We start from the raw sequence: 18,211 nt of genomic DNA on the forward strand, positions 1-18,211 counted from the left end.
GGCCAGCCGCTCGCCGCGCGCGCGATGGGTGCGCGCGATCAGCTCGGGCAGCTGATGATAGGCCTGCGGGCCGACCACCAGGTCCACGGCCGGCTGGCGGCGCATGATCTCCTCGCCCTCGGCCTGGGCGACGCAGCCGGCGACCGCGATGGTCATCCGCGAGCCGCCGTCGGCCAGGCGCTCATCACGCATGTCCCGCAGCTTGCCGAGCTCGGAATAGACCTTCTCGGTGGCCTTCTCGCGGATGTGGCAGGTGTTCAGCACCACCAGGTCGGCGTCGGCCGGGCTGTCGGTCATCCCATAGCCCAGCGGCGCAAGGACATCGGCCATGCGCTCGCTGTCGTAGACGTTCATCTGACAGCCGTAGGTCTTGATGTAGAGGCGCTTTGCTGGCGCGGGCTCGGACATGGTCCGGGTTATGGGGTCCCGGCCTCTGCGGCGCAAGTTCGCCTCAGGCGGCGACGAACAGATGCCGCGAAGGACAGAGGTCGGCGACCGGGCACTCTTCGCACTTCGGCCGACGCGCTACGCAGACATAGCGGCCGTGCAAGATCAGCCAATGGTGGGCCCGGGTCAGGTAGGGCTGTGGCACGAGGGCCATCAGGTCCGCCTCCACCTTGTCCGGCGTCTTGCCGCAGGACAGGCCAAGGCGGTGGGACACGCGAAAGACGTGGGTGTCGACGGCGATGGCTGGCTCGATCCGGAGCTCGTTCAGCACCACCGAGGCGGTCTTGCGCCCGACCCCGGGCAGGGCCTGCAACTGCGCCCGGTCCATGGGGACCTCGCCGCCGTGCTGGTCGATCAGGATCTGCGCCATCCGGATCACGTTCTTCGCCTTCATGTTGTAGAGGCCGATCGACGAGATGAACGGCTTCAGCCCCGCCTCGCCCAGCGCCAGCATCTTCTGCGGCGTGTCGGCGACCTTGAAGAGCCTTTCGGTGGCCTTGTTGACCGACACGTCGGTGGCCTGGGCGGAAAGGGCTACGGCCACCACCAACTCATAGGGGCTGGCGTAGCCCAGCTCGGTGCGTGGGTCCGATTCCGCCGCCTCGAACCGGTCGAACAGCTCGGCGACGCGGGCCTGCTCGGCGGGCTTGAGTTTGGTGCGGGGTGGGGATTTCTTCAGCGACGCCATCGTGCCGGACCATCTCCCGCCACCCCCTCCATGTCATCCGGGTTTTGACGCAGCCGGGCCGCGCCCATCCCCTCACCCCTAACGCCACCGCCGGGGGTTGGGTTGGGCGCTACCCCCGGTCCACGGCGAAGGGGCCGAAGGCCTGCTGGACCGGCATCAACTCCAGGGTGTTGATGTTGATGTGGGCGGGCAGTTTCAGGACGCCTTCGCAGACCATCGCGACGTCGTCGGCGCTCAGGGCGTGGACGCCGGAATAGACCTTGTCGGCCGAGGTCCGGTCGCCCTTGAACCGCACCACCGAGAACTCCGTGTCGGCCATGCCGGGCTCGATGGAGGTGACCCGCACCTTCGTCCCGATCAGGTCGGCGCGCAGGTTCAGCGAGAACTGGCGCACGAAGGACTTGGTGGCGCCGTACACATTACCGCCGGGATAGGGGTAGTTGGCGGCCACCGACGACAGGTTCATCACGTCGCCGCGGTTGCGCACGACCATCCCCGGCAGCACCGCCCGCGTCATCCGAACCAGGCCGGTGACGTTGGTGGCGATCATCGTCTCCCAGTCGTCGAGGTCGGCCTCGTGGGCCTTGCTGAGCCCCAGCGCCAGGCCGGCATTGTTGTAGAGGATGTCGATGGCCGCGAACTCCGCCGGCAGGCTGGGCAGCAGGGCGGCGATCGACGCCGTATCGCGCACGTCCAGTTCGCGGGTCAGCAGGCGGTCGGTGTTGAGTTCGCCCGCCAGGGCGACCAGCCGCTCGGCGCGCCGTCCGGTGGCGATCACCCGCGCGCCGGCCGCCAGCAGCCGCCGAGCCATCGCCTCGCCGAAGCCGGAGGTGGCGCCCGTCACCAGGGCGATGCGGCCGGAGGCCCAGGTGTCGGTCATGTGTTCGCCTTCGCCGCGCTGTTCGGCGCTGGGATAGGGGGTTGCGAACGGCCCTTCAAGCACCGGCCGCGTCGGACTATCGTCGCGCGCGATGACCTGGCCGCTCTACATGGACGCCGAGATCAAGCCCAACCGTTCGCTGTCGGAGCGGGGGTTCATCGTGCTGATCTCGGTGATCACCCTGGCCAATGTCGGTTCGGCCATCGTGTTCCTGCAGATGCACGCCAGCCTGGTGCCGATCTTCCTGGCGATCGACGTGGTGGCCATCGTGGTGGCTTTCCTGGCCAGTTTCCGGGCCGGACGGATGATCGAGCGGGTCCAGGTCAGCGCCGCCGAGATCAAGGTCACCTATGAGACGCCGCGCTATGTCCGCCTGGTCTGGGAGAGCCCCACGGCCTTCACCCGGGTGACCACCGAGCGCGACGAGGACGACCGGGTCACCGCGCTGCGCCTGGCGCTCTCCGGCCGCCAGACCGCCGTCGCCCTGGCGCTGAGCCCCCGCGAACGCGGCGAATTCGCCAAGGCGTTGGAGGATGCGATCTGGCGGGCCAGGCGGGGCGACTGATTTCCCTCCCCGTTAAGGGAGGGCAACGGGGAGCAGTTCGTCGAACAGGAGGCGCCAGCCCGCCTTGTCGTCGCGCCAGATGCGGACGTAGTGGCCGCGGCGGGGCTGGCCGTCCCGAGTCCAGCTCGCGACACCGTAGGTCCAGGCCAGGTCGCCGGCCTTCGACGCGTGGCCGCCCAGGGGCGAGAAGGCGATGGCCGCCGGCCGGGTGGCGACCTCGGCTTCCAGCTCGGCGCGGGTCGCGGGCGGGGCGGCCTTCGACCCCACGATCCGGCCGTCGTCGGCGAGCGCGGCCAGGAGGGCGGCGTGGGCGTCGGTCTTCGCCGCCGCGTGCAGCGCCATCTCGGCCCTGGCGACCTGGGCCATCGCCTTGCCGGGCGAGCCGGCCTGGCGCTGCGCCAGGCGGGCGTAGGCGACGTCGGACCCCTGGGGCGCGGCGCCCGCCGGGCTGCTGGGCGGGCCGGCGTCGATCAGCCACTTCCAGGACCCGTCCGGCTGCCGGGCCCAGACGGTGAAGTAATAGGCCTCGGGTTTACCGTCGTAGGTGTAGGGGCCGGACGTGAAGCCCAGGTCGCCCGAGCGCGCGATCCCGGCCCACAGCGGCCACCAGACCAGCGGCGGGCCCTTGGGTTGCGGCGCGCCATAGACCGTGCGCGCCAGCATCGGCTCGGCGTCGAGCACGAGGCCCTGCGGCGCGGCGTGCTTCAGGAAACTGGGCTGGATGCCCAACGCCAGCCCGTCGGCCGCGAACGCCCGCTCGGCGGCGACCACCGGGGCGGGGGTGACGAGCGCCGTCGAATGGGACGCCGCCGCGGCGGGCGCGGCAAACAGCGCTGCGACCAGCGCGGCGCCGTGCCAAGCGGGGCAGGCTGAGCTATTCGACATCGGCGCGATGTGAGCGGCGCGGCCGTCGGGGTCAAGTGAATGAGTTTCACCGATGAGGAGATCGAGCGCTACGCCCGCCACCTGGTGCTGCGCGAGGTGGGCGGTCCGGGCCAGCAGAAGCTGAAGGCCGCCAGCGTGCTGATCGTCGGAGCCGGCGGCCTGGGCGCCCCGGCCGCGCTGTACCTGGCCGCCGCCGGCGTCGGCACGATCATCCTGGCCGACCCCGACGTCGTCGACCGCTCCAACCTGCAGCGGCAGGTGATCTACACCGAGCCCGACCTGCATCGCCCCAAGGTGGAGGCCGCGGCCGACCGGCTGCATGGGCTCAACCCCCACGTCTTCGTGGCCGGCTTCAACGGCGCCTTCGACGACGCCAGCGCAGACGACCTGGTGGACGGCGTCGACCTGGTGCTGGACGGCACCGACGACTTCGCCACCCGCTTCTGCGTCAACGCCGCCTGCGTGAAGCATGGCAAGCCGCTGGTCTCCGGCGCCATCGGCCGCTGGACCGGCCAGGTGGGGGTGTTCGGCCGCCGGCCCTGCTACCGCTGCCTGGTGCCCGAGATCCCGCCGGACGCAGAGACCTGCGTGGCGGTCGGCGTGGTCGGGGCCCTGGCCGGGGTGGTCGGCTCGATGATGGCCCTGGAGGCGATCAAGCTGATCGTCGGAGCCGGCGAGGCGCTCACCGGCCGCCTGCTGATCTACGACGCCCTGGCGGCCGAGACGCGGACCGTCCGGGTGGCGGGCGACCCGGACTGTCCGGTGTGCGGCGGGCGATGACCGCGCTGGTCCCCGAGCTCGACGTCACCGACCTGGAGGCCTCGCTCGGCTTCTATGTGCGCACGCTGGGGTTCAAGGTGGCCTACCGGCGCCCGGAGGACCGCTTCGCCTATCTGGAGCGCCAGGGCGCGGAACTGATGCTGGAGGAGGCCGCCGGCCCGGGCCGCCGCTTCCGCACCGCGCCGCTGGAACGCCCCTACGGCCGCGGCCTGAACCTGCAGATCGCCTGCGCCGACGTCGTGCGCCTGCACGCCCGCGTCATCGCGGCGGGCGGCGAGATCGTGATCCCCCTTGAGACCCGCTGGTATCGCGCGGGAGCGACGGAAAAGGGCAACCGCCAGTTCGTCGTCGCCGACCCCGACGGGTATCTGCTGCGCTTCTTCCAGGACCTGGGCGAGCGGGCCGCGCCCGCCTCTCCCCCCGCGTAGCGGAGGAGGCGCTCAGAGCATCTGCGGCAGGACCCGGTCCGGGGGCTTGTGGCCGTCCATCCAGGTCTTGATGTTGATGATCACCTTCTCGCCCATGTCGACCCGGGCCTCGACGGTGGCCGAGCCCATGTGCGGCAGCAGGACCGCGTTGGGCAGCTTCAGGAGCTTGGGGTTGATCCGGGGCTCCAGCTCGAAGACGTCGAGGCCGACGCCGGCGATGGCGCCGGAGGCCAGCAGGTCCGCCAGCGCCGGTTCGTCGATGATCCCGCCGCGGGCCGTGTTGATCACGATCGCGTGCGGCTGCAGCAGCTTCAGCCGCCGGCCCGACAGCAGGTGGAAGGTCGCCGGGGTGTGCGGCGAGTGGACCGAGATGATGTCCATCCGCGCCAGCATCTGGTCCAGGCTGTCCCAGTACGTCGCCTCCAGCTCCTCGGAGACCCGCGGGCTGACCGGCTTGCGGTTGTGATAGTGGATCTGCAGGCCGAACGCCTTGGCCCGGCGCGCCACGGCGGTGCCGATCCGGCCCATGCCGATGATCCCCAGCCGCTTGCCGGTGATGCGCCGGCCCAGCATGGCGGTGGGCGCCCAGCCGGTGAATTCGCCCGCCTGAACCATGTTGGCCCCTTCGACCACCCGGCGCAGGGTGGCCATCATCAGGGTCATGGTCAGGTCGGCGGTGTCCTCGGTCAGCACGCCGGGGGTATTGGTGACGATGATCCCGGCGGCGTTGGCGACCGGCACGTCGATGTGGTCGACCCCGGCCCCGAAGTTGGCGATCAGCTTCAGCTTCTCGCCGGCCTTGGCGATCAGGCCGGCGTCGATCCGGTCGGTGATCGTCGAGGCCAGGACGTCGCAACGGCCGACGGCGTCGATCAGCGCCTTGCGGCTCATCGGCTCGTCGGTTTCGTTGAGCTCGGTGTCGAACAGTTCGCGCATGCGGACCTCGACCGAGTCCGGCAGTTTGCGGGTGACGATGACTTTCGGCTTGCGGGCGGCCATGTGCCTACGGGAAAATGTGCCTAAGGGAAAATGGGTGCGTTTCCTGCGCCGGCTGCGGCGCTGATTTCAGAGACCCTTATCAAAGCGGCCGGGTACGGCCAAGGCGAGGCGCGGATTAAGACGCTCAGGGGCTCGATTGTGCGGCGGGGCAAGGCGCCCGCGATGATCGCGCTGGGGTTGGCGACGGTCCTGGCGAGCCATGGCGCCACGGCGGCCGAGCGGGTGACGCCCTCCGGCTATCCGGTGCCGCGCTACGTCACGCTGAAGTTTCCCAAGGTGAACGCCCGGGCCGGGCCGGGCGAGGATCACAAGCTGATGTTCGTCTACCGCAGCCGCGGCCTGCCGCTGCAGGTGGTGGCCGAGACCAGCGAATGGCGCCGCGTCTGCGATCCTGAGGGCCAGGTCGCCTGGGTGCACAAGCGCGTTACCGACGGCCGGCGCGCGGCGATCAACATGTCCCAGCGCCCGGTTCCGCTGGCCCGCGCGCCCCGGCCCGGGGCGCAGCCGGCCGCCTTCCTCAGCGTCCACGCCCTGGCGTCCCTGGTCCGCTGCCAGAAGGGCTGGTGCAAGGTGAAGGCGGACGGCGCGGCGGGGTGGGTGCGCGAAGGCGCGCTCTGGGGTACGGCCGACGTCCCGCAATGTCATTGAGGGCGCGACAGGGCCCGTGCTAGGGCCTGACGCCTCTCGTAGTCTCAAGGCGCCTCGATGACCGACACCGCGACCCGGCCCTCCAGCTATACGTTCGAAGAGCTCATGGCCTGCGCTCGCGGCGAGATGTTCGGTCCCGGCAACGCCCAGCTGCCGGCGCCGCCGATGCTGCTGTTCGACCGTATCACCCAGATGGACGACCACGGCGGCCAATACGGCAAGGGTTATATCGAGGCCGAGTTCGACATCCATCCCGGCCTCTGGTTCTTCGACTGCCACTTCATAGGCGACCCGGTGATGCCCGGGAGCCTGGGCCTGGACGCCCTTTGGCAGCTGGTCGGCTTCCACCTGGGCTGGATCGGCGGCAAGGGCCGCGGCCGCGCCCTGGGCTGCGGAGAGGTGAAGTTCGCCGGAGAGGTGACGCCCGACATCAAGAAAGTGACCTACAAGATCGAGATGAAGCGGGTCATCAACCGCCGCCTGGTCATGGGCATCGGCGACGGGGTGTTGGAAGCCGACGGAAACCCCATCTACAAGGCGGCGGATCTTCGCGTCGGCCTCTATCAGCGGCCCTGAGCGTCGCGAACCCGGGAAGGAAACATGCGCCGCGTCGTCGTCACCGGGATGGGCATCGTCTCATCCATCGGCAACAACACCAACGAGGTGCTGGCCGCCCTGCGCGAGGCCCGCTCGGGTGTCACCGCGGCGCCCGAGTACGCCGAGCTGGGCTTCCGCTGCCAGGTGCACGCCCCGCCGCGCATCGACTGGGAATCCATGGTCGACCGCCGCGCCGCGCGCTTCCTGGCCCAGGGCACCGGCTTCAGCCACATCGCCATGGAGCAGGCGATCGCCGACTCGGGCCTGGACGGCGCCGAGGTCTCCAACGAGAAGACCGGTCTGATCGTCGGCTCCGGCGGCGCCTCGACGCGCTCGATCATCGAGGCGGCCGAGACGGCCAGGACCCGCGGCCCCAAGCGGGTCGGCCCGTTCGCGGTGCCCAAGGCGATGAGCTCCGGCCCGTCGGCGACGCTCGCCACCTGGTTCAAGATCCGCGGCCTGAACTTCTCGATCTCGTCCGCCTGCGCCACCTCCACCCACTGCATCGGGGTCGGCTACGAGCAGATCGCGATGGGCAAGCAGGACGTGGTGTTCGCCGGCGGCACCGAGGAGCTGGACTGGACGCTCAGTGTCCTGTTCGACGCCATGGGCGCCATGAGCTCGAAGTTCAACGACCGGCCTGAGACCGCGTCGCGCGCCTATGACGCCGACCGCGACGGCTTCGTGATCGCCGGCGGGGCCGGGATCGTGGTGCTGGAGGAATACGAGCACGCCAAGGCACGCGGGGCGAAGATCTACGGCGAGATCGTGGGCTATGCCGCCAATTCCGACGGCTTCGACATGGTCGCCCCGTCGGGCGAGGGCGCGGCGCGCTGCATGCGCCTGGCCAATTCCGACGGCCGCACCATCGACTACCTGAACCCGCACGGCACCGGCACGCCGGTGGGCGACCTCAAGGAGATGGAGGCGGTTCGCGCCGTGTTCGGCGCCAAGGCGCCGCTGATCTCGTCCACCAAGTCGCTGACCGGCCACAGCCTGGGCGCGGCCGGGGCCCAGGAGGCGATCTATTCGCTGCTGATGCTGAACAACGGCTTCGTCGCCGAGAGCGCCAACATCGAAAACCTCGACCCCGCCTTCGCCGACCTGCCGATCGTGCGCAAGCGCCAGGAGACCACGCTGGAGACGGTGATGAGCAACAGCTTCGGCTTCGGCGGCACCAACGGCTGCCTGGTGATGACCCGGGCCTGAGACCCGACAGCGGATGTCATCCCGGTTTCGGCGAAGCCGACGACCGGGACCCACCCTCAAGCTCGGCATTTCGCGGCCGTCCTGCCGCCGCGACCGGTCGTGGGTCCCGGTCTTCGCGGGCCGCGAAACCGGGATGACACTTCGGGATGGATCGTCCACAAACCGCCCAACGAATGAGGGAGAGCGACACGTGGCCGACGACTACCAGATGCCGACCGGGAGCCTGATGCGGGGCAAGCGCGGCGTCGTCACCGGCGTGGCCAACCACCAGTCGATCGCCTGGGGCATCGCCAGCCAGCTGGCCGCCCAGGGCGCGGAGCTGGCCTTCCTGCATCTGCCGGGCATGGAGCGGCGGGTGGAGCCGCTGGCGGCCAGCCTCGGCGTCAAGGTGCTGGCGCCGGTCGACGTCACCGATGACGCGGCCATGGACGCCGCGTTCGGCGTGGTCGCCCAGGCGTTCGGCCAGATCGACTTCTTCGTCCACGCCATCGCCTTCGCCAACAAGGACGAGCTGAAGGGCTCGTTCGTCGAGAACACCACCCGCGAGGGCTTCCTGCGGGCCATGAACATCTCGGCCTTCAGCTTCGTGGACTGCGCGCGCCGCGCCGCCGAGTTGATGCCGGAGACCGGCGGCTCGATCCTGACGCTGACCTACATGGGCTCGGAGCGCGCGATCCCGAACTACAACACCATGGGCGTGGCCAAGGCCGCCCTGGAGGCGTCCGTCCGCTACGCCGCTCGCGACCTGGGCCCCAGGGGCATCCGGGTGAACGCGCTGTCGCCCGGCGCCATGAAGACCCTGTCGCTGGCCGGCATCAGCGGCGGCCGCGGCATGCTGGCCAAGGGCCGCTCGCTCTCGGCCATGAAGGAAGACACCTCCATGGAGGGCGTGGCGGGGGCGGCGCTGTGGCTGCTGTCGGACCTCGGCAAGTCCACCACCGGCGAGGTGGTCCACGTCGACGCCGGCTTCCACATCATGGGCTTCACGGAAGACGAGGCGGAGGGTTAGGTCGCGTACGCCCTGAGGAAGCGGCGCGCGGCCTCCTTTGCGATGCGGTCGATCTTGGCCTCGTCCAGGGCCCGCTCGACCCCAAGCAGGGCGGCGGTCTGGTAGGAGCCCACGACCATGCCGCCAAAGAACTCCGCCGCCTCCAGGGGGTCGGGGCAGAACAGCCGTCCGGCCAAGGTCTCGGCGCGCAGGAACTCGGCCAGGCGCGCGCGGCTGGCGCGTGGGCCCGCCTCGAAAAAGGCCCGGGCCACCTCGGGCATCACGGTGACCGAGGTCATCGCCATCCGCAGGAAGGCCGCGCCGTTCATCTGGGTCAGCCCCAGCAGCAGGATGCGGCCGAACGAGGCGAGCGCCTCCTCGGGGTGGAGCGCGGCTTCCGGCGACTCCAGGCCGGCGGTCATCTCCTGGACGCGGCGCTCGCAGAGCGCCTGCACCAGCTCGGCCTTGGAGCCGTAGTGGTTGTAGATGGTCTGTTTGGAGACGTTGGCCCGCCGCGCGATCTCTTCCATCGGCGCGGAGACACCGCGCGCGGACAGCACCTCGGCGGCCGCGTTGAGGATGGCCTCGGTCTTGGACAGGTCGATCTGCCCGGCGACGCGTCCCATCAGTGGGCTCCGCCGCCGGCGGGGCCGGCCCTGGCCGCCGCGGGACGCGCGAAGATCGCCAGCGCCGCCGCCGTCCAGCAGCCCAGCCCGAGCACGGCGAAGGCGTCGCCGAAGCTCAGCACCGCGGCCTGGCGGTGCATCAACAGGCTCATGGCCTTGCGCGCCGTGGCGTCCGGATCGGCCAGGCCGCCGGCGGTCATCATCTGGCTGAGGCCCTCCATCATGGCCGTGGTGGTCGGGTTGGCCATGCTCGCGGCGCTGGCGAGGTCGGTATAGTGGACCACGTTCTGGCGGCTGAGGATGGTGGTCAGCACCGCCAGGCCGATGGCGCCGGCGACGTTGCGGATCAGGTTGATCAGCCCGGAGGCGTCCTTCATCAGGGTCACCGGCAGGGTCGCGATGCTCATCTGCTGGGCGGCGATCATCGCGATCATGGTGCCGAACCCGCGGACCACCTGCAGGGTGAAGAACTCGGCGAACCCCCACTGGTCGGTCACCCGGACCCCCAGCTGGATCGCCCAGCCGGCCAGGCCGAACCCCACCATCATCGCCAGCCGCGCGTCGACCACGCGCACCAGGCGCCCGACGATGGGCGCGGAGAGGAACATGCTCAGGCCGGACACCAGCATGGTCGTCCCGACCTCGGCGGACGAGAAGCCGCGCACCTGGCCGAGGAAGATCGGCATCAGGAAGGTGCCGCCGAACAGGCTGACCCCGGTCACGAAGGTCATGACGATCCCGAGCGAGAAGTTGCGGTCGGCGAACGGTCTGAGCGAGACGATCGGCTGCCAGTAGGCGAGCTGGCGCCAGATGAAGGCGACGCCGGTAACCGCCGCGGTAACGGTCAGCCAGAGGATGGCCGTATCCTCGAACCAACTGTCGCGGTTCCCCTCCTCCAGCACATACTGCATGGAGAGCAGGAACACCGTCATCAGGCCCAGGCCCCACCAGTCGATACCCTTGCCGAGGGTGGGGTCCCCCTTGTCGAAGTCGGCGTAGCGCCAGACCAGGAACACCACCAGCGCGCCCACCGGGATGTTGATGAAGAACAGCCAGCGCCAGCTCAGCAGGTCGGTCAGGTGGCCGCCCAGCGTCGGGCCGATGGTGGGCGCCAGGGTGACGATCAGGCCCACCACCACATTGGCGGTCAGCCGCTTCTCCGGCGGGAAGATGGTCATGGCGGTGGCGAAGATCGGCGGGATCATCGCCCCCGCGAACAGCCCCTGCAGCGCCCGGAACACGATCATCTCGGGCACGGACGAGGACAGTCCGGTGCCGACCGAGGTGAGGATGAAGCCGATGCAGGCGATCACGTAGAACACCCGCGTGCCCCACATCTTGGTCAGGTAGGCGGTGAGCGGCATGATCACCACCTCGGCCAGCAGGTAGATGGTCTGCACCCAGGCGATCTCGTCGTTGCTGGCGCCGATGCCGGACTGGATCTGGGTCAGCGAACTGGCGACGATCTGGATGTCCAGCATGGCCATGAACTGGCCGATGACCATGCCGCCGAAGCCCAGGAAGACCTTGGTCCAGTTTACATAGGCGCCGTCGGCGCCGAGGATGGTGGAAGCTGGCGGTGGCGCCCGGAGCGGGCCGGCGCCGGGCTTGAGGACCGCGTCGGTCACGGGATCAGCGGACGACGCCGCGGCGGGCGTACTGGGCCGGCGACTGGCCGGACTCGGCGAAGCTGGGGCCGGTCTGCTGGGTCACGTCCACCTTGACCTTCAGCGACAGGCCGGGGCGCAGGGCGCCGGCCAGCTTCTGGTTGCGGTCGATGGCGATGCGCACGGGCAGGCGCTGGGTGATCTTGGTGAAGTTGCCGACCGCGTTCTCCACGGGGATCAGGGCGAACTCGGCGCCGGTGGCCGGGGAGAAGCTGTCGACGTGGCCCTTGATGACCTCCTTGCCGAACGCGTCGGCGTGGATCTCCACCGGCTGGCCGACCCGCAGGCGCGACACCTGGGTCTCCTTGAAGTTGGCGACCACATAGGCGTCGGCCAGGGGCACGATCGACAGCAGCATGCCACCGGGGCGCACGTACTGGCCGACCCGCACCGCGCGGGCCCCGACCACGCCGGCCACCGGCGCGCGCACCTCGGTGCGGGATAGGTCGATGCGGGTCATGTCGGCGGCGGCGCGGGCGGCGGCGGCCTGCGCCAGGCTCTGGTCGCGGGCCGTGCCCAGCGACTGGGCGGTGCGGCGCTCGGCCTCCAGGGTGGCGCGGGCCTGGGCGACGCCGGCGACGGCTTCGTCCTGGGCGGTCCTGGCGGTGGCGGCCCGCTGTGGCGAGACCCAGCCGGACTGGGCCAGCGACCCGTAGCGGACCATTTCCGAGGCGGCCCACTTGGCCTGGGCGTCGGCGGCGTCCACTGAAGCCGCCTTCTGGGCGATCATCGCCTGCTCGAGCCTGGCCTTGTCGTCGACGGCCGAGACCCCGGCCTGCAGGGCCTTGGCGTTGGCGTCGGCCTGGGCCAGGCGGGCCTTGAGGCTGGCGGGGTCGATGCGGATCAGCAGCTGGCCGGGCCGCACGGCTTCGTTGTCGTCCACCAGCACCTCGGACACCGTGCCGTCCACCAGCGGGGCGACCGTCACCTTGTCGGCGGCGACGAAGGCGTTGTCGGTGGTCTCGAACTTCTGCTTGTCGGTCCACCAGATCGCGCCGCCCACGCCGACGGCCACGACCGCGACCGCGCCGGCGGCGATGGGAACGAGACGACCCCTGAGACTGCCCGCCATGAAATCTCCAGCCCCAGGAAAAGGAAAGTTGGACTCCGCAGTCCAGCTTACAGTCGGGAAATAGGCCCGGTCCAGATTACCTTCAAGTGAAAATTGGACGGATCGGTCCAGGTTTTGGGCACGACATCTTCCGCCGCTGGACGCGGCGCGTGGTTTCATGGCCTATCGCGGCCATGAGCGGACCCCTCAAAGGCCGGCCCGGGGACGGCTTCGACGTCATCATCGCCGGGGCCGGGATCGCCGGCGCAACCCTGGCCCTGTCGCTGTCACGGGCCGGCCTGCGGCCGGTGCTGATCGACCCGGTCGTGTTCGACGACCAGCTGGCCCCGACGTTCGACGGACGCGCCTCGGCGATCGCCTACGCGGCCTTCCGCCAGTGGCGTGCGCTGGGGCTGGGCGAGGCCCTGGCGCCCCACGCCCAGAGGATCGAGCAGATCCTGGTGACCGACGGCCGGACCCCTGGCGCGGCGACCGGCGGGCCCAGCCCCTTCTTCCTGCGCTTCGACTCAGCCGAGATCGCCGACCGCTCCGACGGCGAACCCCTGGGCTACCTGCTGGAGAACCGCCACATCCGCGCCGCCCTGGCCGCCGCCGTGAAGGCCGCCGGGATCGAGGTGCTGGCCCCGGCCCGGGTGGCGCGAGCGACCTTCGGGCCACGCGCGGCGGAGGTGACCCTGGCCGACGGCCGCGTGCTGAGCGCCCCGCTGGCCGTGGGCGCCGAGGGCCGCGGCTCGGTGATCCGCACGCAGGCGGGGATCGGGGCGATCGGCTGGGACTATCCGCAGACCGGCGTGGTGACCACCGTACGCATGGCGCGCCCGCACCAGGGCGTGGCGCATGAGCACTTCCTGCCCGGCGGACCCTTCGCCATCCTGCCGCTGACCGGCAACCGCGCCAGCCTGGTCTGGACCGAGAGCACGGTGCGCGGGGCGGCGCTGAAGACCGCCCGGCCGGAGATCTTCCAGGCGCACCTGGACCGCCGGTTCGGGGACTTCCTGGGCGGGCTCACGCTCGAGGGCCCGATCTTCACCTACCCCTTGAGCCTGCAGCTGGCCGAGCGGCTGGTCGCGCCGCGCGTGGCCCTACTGGGCGACGCCGCCCACGGCGTGCACCCGATCGCCGGCCAGGGCCTGAACCTGGGCCTGAAGGGCGCCGCCGCCCTTGCGGAGGTGCTGGTCGATGCACTGCGCCTGGGCGAGGACATCGGCTCGGAGGTGGTGCTAGAGCGCTACGCCGCCTGGCGCCGCTTCGACACCGTCACCCTGTCGGCCGGCATGGACGCCTTCGTCCGCCTGTTCTCCAACGACAACCCCCTGCTGCGCCTGGTGCGCGGGGCCGGCATGGCGGCCGTGAACCGCATCGCCCCCGCGCGGACCTTCTTCATGCAGGAAGCCGGCGGCGCGGTCGGGGATTTGCCGCGATTGCTGCGAGGCGACGCGCTGTAGTCCCAAGTTGCTCCCCCGTTGGGGGAGCAACTTGCGCGCGCCCAGCTACTCCCCTTCGCCCAGTTCCCGCGCCTCTTCTGGCAGCATGATCGGGACGCCGTCGCGGATCGGGTAGGCGAGGCGGGCGGACTTGCTGACCAGCTCCGCCCGGGCGCGATCGTAGGTCAGGACCCCGCGGGTCAGCGGGCAGACCAGGATCTCCAGCAGGCGCGGATCGACGTCGGACTGGAGGGCGGACGCGGGGGCGGGGTCGGTCATGGCGTCCGTCTACTGCAGAGCGGTCGGCTCGTCATCCGGATCGGCGGCGTCGATCTCCAGCAGGGTGGTCAGCACGTCGAAACGGCCGGCCAGGTCGGGGGCCTCCAGGAAGGCCTGTTTCTCCGCCGGCTCGAACGGCAGGCCCATGCAGAGGCTGTTGACCAGGGCCTCCAGGGGCGCGTCGTTGGCCGTCTCCCAGTCGATGTCGAGCTCGCGATGGTTGAGGTAGCGCTTCAGGGCCTTGGCGAACCGGGCGCGGGCAGCCGCCGTGGCTTCGGCCCGCTCGTCGCGGTCGAGATCGTCGCCGAAGCGGTCGTAGCTGGCCCGCAGCTGGCGATAGGGCATCCGCAGGTCCAGCTCCTCGCCGGCCTCGAAGCGGCAGATGCCGGTCAGCGTGATCAGGTAGCGGCCGTCCGAGGTCTCGGCATAGCTGGTGATCCGCCCGGCGCAGCCCACGTCCACCAGGTGCGGCCGCAGGCGCTCGCCGCCGCGGGTCTGGATCATGCCGATGATCCGGTCGCCGGCCATGGCGTCGTCGATCATGTTGAGGTAGCGCGGCTCGAAGATCTGCAACGGCAGGTCGCCGCCGGGCAGCAGCAGCGCCCCGTCCAGCGGGAACACCGGGATCAGCTGCGGCAGGTCGGTGAGGTGGCGATAGGGCGCCATGCCAGCCCCCCGCTTCAGCTGAACAACAGGGCGGAGAGCTTGCGCCGGCCCTGTTTGGCGACGTCGGACATCGGCCCGGCGGCTTCGAAGATGGTGAGCAGCTGCTTGCGCGCCGCCTCATCGTTCCAGGCGCGGTCGCGACCGATGCTCTCGATCAGCTGGTCCACGGCCTCGTGCATCCGACCGGACGCCGCCATCGCCTTGGCCAGTTCCACGCGGGCCTCGTGGTCGTCCGGGTCGCCGGCCAGCCGGGTCTCGAACTCGGCGGTCTCGGACGGCGCCGTGGCGGCCAGGGCCAGGGCGGCGCGGACGCTGTCGATATCCGGGTCCCTGGCGTCGGCCTGGGCCATCTCCAGCACCTCGGCGGCGCGCTCCAGGTCGCCGGCCTGCTGGTAGAGCCGCGCCATGCCGCCGATCGCCTTCACGTTCGCGGGGTCGATCTGCAGGACCTCGGCATAGGCCTGGGCGGCGCCGCCCATGTCGCCAAGCTCCAGCGACTCCTTGGCCATGCCGAGCAGCTCTTCGACCGGCGATCCGCCGCCGCCGCCGCCCGGTCTGGCCAGCCGGTCGACGAAGGCCCGCACCTCGCTGTCCGGCAGGGCGCCCATGAAGCCGTCCACCGGCTTGCCGTCCACGAAGGCGAACACCGCCGGGATCGACTGCACGCGCAGTTGCTCGGCGTAGGCCGGGTTCTTGTCGATATCGACCTTGACCAGCTTGACCGCGCCCTTGGCGGCCAGCACCGCCTTTTCCAGCGAGGGTCCCAGCTGGCGGCACGGGCCGCACCACGTCGCCCAGAAGTCGACGATCACCGGAACGGTGCGCGAGGCGTCGACCACGTCGGCGATGAAGCTGGCGTCGGTGGTGTCCTTGATGAGGCCGGCGGTGGCCGGCTGGCCTTGGGTTTCCCCGATCAGGGTCATGGCCTGAAGTTCCCTTGTCGTGTGGCGCTCAACGTCCCGGCCCCCAAGATGGTCGCAACTGCGCCCGGCTTCAACGCGCAGCGACCACACTCATTGCGACAAAATCCACGACCAGCGGCGCGACACCTACCGCGGCCAGGAATCGCCGGAAGCCCTCGCCGCTCACCGTGGTGGTCGCGGCGTTGGTCATCGGGTGGAAATTCACCGGCTCCGCCTCCGCCAGGGTGCGGTCCAGCACGAAGCGGACCCGGTGGGCCACATCGTTGATCAGGCCGAAGGCGGTCACCGAGCCCGGCGTGACGCCCAGGGTCTCGGCCATCGGCTCCGCCCGGCCGAACGACAGCTTGGCCGAGCCGATCACCGTGCGCAGCCGCTTCAGGTCGATCGCCGCGTGGCCTTCCGCCGAGATCAGCCACAGCTGGTCCTTGGCGTCCTTCAGGAACAGGTTCTTGGTGTGCGCCCCGGGGATCGCCGCCTTCAGGTCGCCGCTCTCGCCGACCGTGAACACCGCGCGATGCTCATGGGTGGTCGCCGCGACGCCGATTTCGGCCAGGAGCGCCAGCAGGTCGTCGCGGGTCTTCATGGCGCGGCTTGATAGCTGAACTGGACGGGAAGGCGAACGGGGCTTTAAGGGTCGCAGGCAAGTTTGCCAGGAGGTCCCGTGAGCCAGCCGCCCATGGAACTGGAATGTTTCCCCACCACGCCGCGTCCGCCGGAGATCGTGCCCGGCCGGCCGCAGCGCGCCTGGATGGACAATTTCACCGCCCGCCACCCCTATCGCTGCCTGCCGCTCAGCATGGCCAACTCGTCCGGCTGGGAAATCCTCTGCCCGGTGGCCTTCAGCGCCGAGTGGAACGGCGGGTTGATGCAGACCGACCTGATCTTGAAGCCGGACTATCCGAACCCCGACTTCCACCGCCTGGCCACCAGCCACTTCAGCCACGGGGTGCTGACCCTGCACCCCGGCTACCTGTTCCGCACCCCACCCGGCTGGTCGATGCTGGCCCAGGGCCCGCCCAACCACATCAAGGATGGCATCCAGCCCCTGGCCGGCGTGGTGGAGACCGACTGGCTGCCGTTCCCCTTCACCATGAACTGGATGTTCACCCGACCCGGCCGCGTGCATTTCGACAAGGGCGAGCCCTTCTGCTTCATCACCCTGATCCAGGACAAGACGCTGCACGAGATCCAGCCGGTGATCCGGCAGATGGATTCCGACCCGGAGCTGCGCCACCAGTATGCCGTGTGGGAAAAGCACCGCAGCGAGTTCAACCAGCGCATCTTCCGCGGCGATCCCGAGGCCACCAAGGAGGCCTGGCAGCGCTACTACTTCAAGGGCGAGTTCCCCGAGGAAGTCGAGGCGCCGGCCCCCCAGGGCCACGTCAACAAGCGCCGCCTCAAGAGCCCCAAATTTCGCTGAGGCCACGGCCGATTGGCCGGCTTGCAAAGCCCGGGACGCTCTGCCATAAGGCCGCCTCTCGCATTTGGGGCGGCCAAAACCCCTACGGAGCGCGGGCGTAGCTCAGTGGTAGAGCACAACCTTGCCAAGGTTGGGGTCGAGAGTTCGAATCTCTTCGCCCGCTCCAATTTCCCTTCCTGGCGTCGGTCTGTGAGGCGCGGACCGCCTGCGCGGCGCGGCTTTCCACGCCGTCGGTGTCGGGGCAGATTGGGGCGGTCCGTTCTTGGGTTCAGGATCGGTTTCGAGCGAGCGACCGCCCATGTCCGAAATACCCTGACCGAACAGCAGAAGAAGTGGATGGCCTCGGTGCGAGCCGGGCTGGAGACGGCCCCGGGCCGGTCGCTGGCCGACTGGCTGACGGTCGCCGACCAGTGCCCGGACACCAGGCCCAAGGCGCGGCAGGCGTGGTTCAAGGCGCACCACGGCCTGGGGCAGAGCTACTTCATGCTGGTGGAGCGCGAGCGGGCGCAAGCGCGGGGGGCTGCCGATCCGCGCGATCCCCAGGCCGCCAAGGCCGCGCTGTGGTCGGACGCCAAGTCTGCCGCCGTCTTCCAGGCGCTGAAGGCTATGGTCTACGACTTGCCCGACCTGATCACCGGCCAGCGCAAGACCTATACGACCTGGTCGCGATCCTTCGCCTTCGCCTGCGCGCGGGCCGTCAAGGGCGGCGCGGTGCGGTTGGGCCTGGGCGCTCGAGCCCGACGCCAGCGGCCGGCTAGCGCCCGCCGGCAAGGAGGGCTGGTCCGAGCGGCTAAAGGCCACCATCGTGCTGACCGCGCCGGCCGAGGTCGACGCGGAGGTCATGACCCTCCTGCGTGCGGCGTGGGACCGGAGCTGATACCAACCGCCCTTAATCTGCACGGCAGATGGCCCATTGTCGTGATCCGAGGGATTGGATGCGATCTGGTTCGGCGATGAGGCGGTTCCAGGCGTCGCAGACGGCGTCGAGGATGGCGTCGTAGTCGGCGAAGACGTGGTTGG

Annotated in this window: 20 protein-coding genes, 1 tRNA gene and 3 pseudogenes; 11 read left to right on the top strand and 13 right to left on the bottom strand. The window is 70.2% G+C overall.

Annotated features, from left to right (window positions below; genetic code table 11):
* The 3 genes and pseudogenes from Q0R13_RS00015 to Q0R13_RS00025 all read right to left on the bottom strand — a co-directional run.
* Positions 1-408: pseudogene (locus tag Q0R13_RS00015) on the bottom strand (tRNA (N6-isopentenyl adenosine(37)-C2)-methylthiotransferase MiaB); the annotation flags it as partial.
* Positions 409-451: 43 nt separating this feature from the next.
* A complete protein-coding gene (gene nth / locus Q0R13_RS00020; protein WP_293897565.1) occupies positions 452-1,135 on the bottom strand; it encodes an endonuclease III in 684 nt (227 codons plus the stop codon).
* Positions 1,136-1,244: 109 nt separating this feature from the next.
* A complete protein-coding gene (locus tag Q0R13_RS00025) occupies positions 1,245-2,015 on the bottom strand; it encodes an SDR family NAD(P)-dependent oxidoreductase (protein WP_293897568.1) in 771 nt (256 codons plus the stop codon).
* Between the two features lie 91 nt (positions 2,016-2,106).
* On the opposite strand from Q0R13_RS00025, the gene Q0R13_RS00030 reads away from it, so the two are divergent.
* Positions 2,107-2,580, top strand: coding sequence for a DUF2244 domain-containing protein (locus tag Q0R13_RS00030; protein ID WP_293897571.1), 474 nt, complete (start codon positions 2,107-2,109; stop codon positions 2,578-2,580).
* A 12-nt stretch (positions 2,581-2,592) separates the two neighbouring features.
* Here Q0R13_RS00030 and Q0R13_RS00035 read toward each other — a convergent pair whose 3' ends face one another.
* Positions 2,593-3,465 (bottom strand): DUF4440 domain-containing protein, encoded by an 873-nt coding sequence (locus Q0R13_RS00035; protein WP_293897573.1) that lies wholly within the window; start codon positions 3,463-3,465, stop codon positions 2,593-2,595.
* Between the two features lie 39 nt (positions 3,466-3,504).
* Here Q0R13_RS00035 and moeB point away from each other — a divergent pair, with 39 nt between their 5' ends.
* Positions 3,505-4,245: a molybdopterin-synthase adenylyltransferase MoeB gene (gene moeB / locus Q0R13_RS00040; RefSeq protein ID WP_293897576.1), complete on the top strand. Its 741-nt coding sequence runs from the start codon at positions 3,505-3,507 to the stop codon at positions 4,243-4,245.
* Positions 4,242-4,673 carry a VOC family protein gene (locus tag Q0R13_RS00045; RefSeq protein ID WP_293897579.1) on the top strand — a complete coding sequence of 144 codons (432 nt, stop codon included), beginning with the start codon at positions 4,242-4,244 and terminating at the stop codon, positions 4,671-4,673. The genes moeB and Q0R13_RS00045 overlap by 4 nt, the downstream gene beginning before the upstream one ends.
* A gap of 12 nt (positions 4,674-4,685) precedes the next feature.
* Here Q0R13_RS00045 and Q0R13_RS00050 read toward each other — a convergent pair whose 3' ends face one another.
* Complete coding sequence (locus tag Q0R13_RS00050) at positions 4,686-5,672, bottom strand: D-glycerate dehydrogenase (protein ID WP_293897583.1); 987 nt, start codon at positions 5,670-5,672, stop codon at positions 4,686-4,688.
* A 162-nt stretch (positions 5,673-5,834) separates the two neighbouring features.
* On the opposite strand from Q0R13_RS00050, the gene Q0R13_RS00055 reads away from it, so the two are divergent.
* From Q0R13_RS00055 to Q0R13_RS00070, 4 genes are all read left to right on the top strand, one after another.
* The gene (locus Q0R13_RS00055) at positions 5,835-6,320 is read left to right on the top strand and encodes an SH3 domain-containing protein (protein WP_293897586.1); all 486 of its coding nucleotides are present in this window, start codon (positions 5,835-5,837) and stop codon (positions 6,318-6,320) included.
* A 57-nt stretch (positions 6,321-6,377) separates the two neighbouring features.
* The gene (fabA, locus tag Q0R13_RS00060) at positions 6,378-6,896 is read left to right on the top strand and encodes a 3-hydroxyacyl-[acyl-carrier-protein] dehydratase FabA (RefSeq protein WP_293897588.1); all 519 of its coding nucleotides are present in this window, start codon (positions 6,378-6,380) and stop codon (positions 6,894-6,896) included.
* A 24-nt stretch (positions 6,897-6,920) separates the two neighbouring features.
* On the top strand, positions 6,921-8,126 hold the full coding sequence (gene fabB / locus Q0R13_RS00065) for a beta-ketoacyl-ACP synthase I (protein WP_293897590.1): 1,206 nt from the start codon (positions 6,921-6,923) through the stop codon (positions 8,124-8,126).
* A gap of 190 nt (positions 8,127-8,316) precedes the next feature.
* Complete coding sequence (locus tag Q0R13_RS00070; RefSeq protein WP_293897593.1) at positions 8,317-9,135, top strand: enoyl-ACP reductase; 819 nt, start codon at positions 8,317-8,319, stop codon at positions 9,133-9,135.
* Here the strand turns inward: Q0R13_RS00070 and Q0R13_RS00075 are convergent.
* Genes Q0R13_RS00075 through Q0R13_RS00085 form a run of 3 tightly spaced genes read right to left on the bottom strand, consistent with a single transcriptional unit; the run spans position 9,132 to position 12,479 of the window.
* Positions 9,132-9,740: a TetR/AcrR family transcriptional regulator gene (locus Q0R13_RS00075; protein WP_293897596.1), complete on the bottom strand. Its 609-nt coding sequence runs from the start codon at positions 9,738-9,740 to the stop codon at positions 9,132-9,134. The genes Q0R13_RS00070 and Q0R13_RS00075 overlap by 4 nt on opposite strands.
* Positions 9,740-11,368 carry a DHA2 family efflux MFS transporter permease subunit gene (locus tag Q0R13_RS00080; RefSeq protein WP_293897599.1) on the bottom strand — a complete coding sequence of 543 codons (1,629 nt, stop codon included), beginning with the start codon at positions 11,366-11,368 and terminating at the stop codon, positions 9,740-9,742. The genes Q0R13_RS00075 and Q0R13_RS00080 overlap by 1 nt, the downstream gene beginning before the upstream one ends.
* Before the next feature lie 4 nt (positions 11,369-11,372).
* On the bottom strand, positions 11,373-12,479 hold the full coding sequence (locus Q0R13_RS00085) for an HlyD family secretion protein (protein ID WP_293897601.1): 1,107 nt from the start codon (positions 12,477-12,479) through the stop codon (positions 11,373-11,375).
* Positions 12,480-12,652: 173 nt separating this feature from the next.
* Here Q0R13_RS00085 and Q0R13_RS00090 point away from each other — a divergent pair, with 173 nt between their 5' ends.
* Complete coding sequence (locus Q0R13_RS00090; protein WP_293897603.1) at positions 12,653-13,924, top strand: UbiH/UbiF/VisC/COQ6 family ubiquinone biosynthesis hydroxylase; 1,272 nt, start codon at positions 12,653-12,655, stop codon at positions 13,922-13,924.
* 45 nt (positions 13,925-13,969) lie between these two features.
* Here Q0R13_RS00090 and Q0R13_RS00095 read toward each other — a convergent pair whose 3' ends face one another.
* From Q0R13_RS00095 to Q0R13_RS00110, 4 genes are all read right to left on the bottom strand, one after another.
* A complete protein-coding gene (locus Q0R13_RS00095) occupies positions 13,970-14,182 on the bottom strand; it encodes a Trm112 family protein (RefSeq protein WP_293897606.1) in 213 nt (70 codons plus the stop codon).
* Positions 14,183-14,191: 9 nt separating this feature from the next.
* The gene (locus Q0R13_RS00100) at positions 14,192-14,848 is read right to left on the bottom strand and encodes an LON peptidase substrate-binding domain-containing protein (RefSeq protein WP_293897609.1); all 657 of its coding nucleotides are present in this window, start codon (positions 14,846-14,848) and stop codon (positions 14,192-14,194) included.
* A gap of 14 nt (positions 14,849-14,862) precedes the next feature.
* Positions 14,863-15,771 carry a co-chaperone YbbN gene (locus tag Q0R13_RS00105; RefSeq protein ID WP_293897612.1) on the bottom strand — a complete coding sequence of 303 codons (909 nt, stop codon included), beginning with the start codon at positions 15,769-15,771 and terminating at the stop codon, positions 14,863-14,865.
* Positions 15,772-15,841: 70 nt separating this feature from the next.
* The gene (locus tag Q0R13_RS00110) at positions 15,842-16,354 is read right to left on the bottom strand and encodes a YbaK/EbsC family protein (RefSeq protein WP_293897615.1); all 513 of its coding nucleotides are present in this window, start codon (positions 16,352-16,354) and stop codon (positions 15,842-15,844) included.
* A gap of 93 nt (positions 16,355-16,447) precedes the next feature.
* Here Q0R13_RS00110 and Q0R13_RS00115 point away from each other — a divergent pair, with 93 nt between their 5' ends.
* The 3 genes and pseudogenes from Q0R13_RS00115 to Q0R13_RS22565 form a co-directional block, all read left to right on the top strand.
* On the top strand, positions 16,448-17,191 hold the full coding sequence (locus tag Q0R13_RS00115) for a DUF6065 family protein (RefSeq protein WP_293897618.1): 744 nt from the start codon (positions 16,448-16,450) through the stop codon (positions 17,189-17,191).
* Positions 17,192-17,282: 91 nt separating this feature from the next.
* Positions 17,283-17,357 (top strand) — tRNA-Gly (locus tag Q0R13_RS00120).
* Positions 17,358-17,527: 170 nt separating this feature from the next.
* Positions 17,528-17,869, top strand: a pseudogene (locus Q0R13_RS22565) (DUF4287 domain-containing protein); the annotation flags it as partial.
* A gap of 211 nt (positions 17,870-18,080) precedes the next feature.
* Here the strand turns inward: Q0R13_RS22565 and Q0R13_RS00130 are convergent.
* Positions 18,081-18,211 (bottom strand): annotated as a pseudogene (locus Q0R13_RS00130) (IS630 family transposase); the annotation flags it as partial.

Origin of the sequence: Phenylobacterium sp., from assembly GCF_025351295.1 — a bacterium.
Taxonomy (GTDB): Bacteria; Pseudomonadota; Alphaproteobacteria; order Caulobacterales; family Caulobacteraceae; genus Phenylobacterium.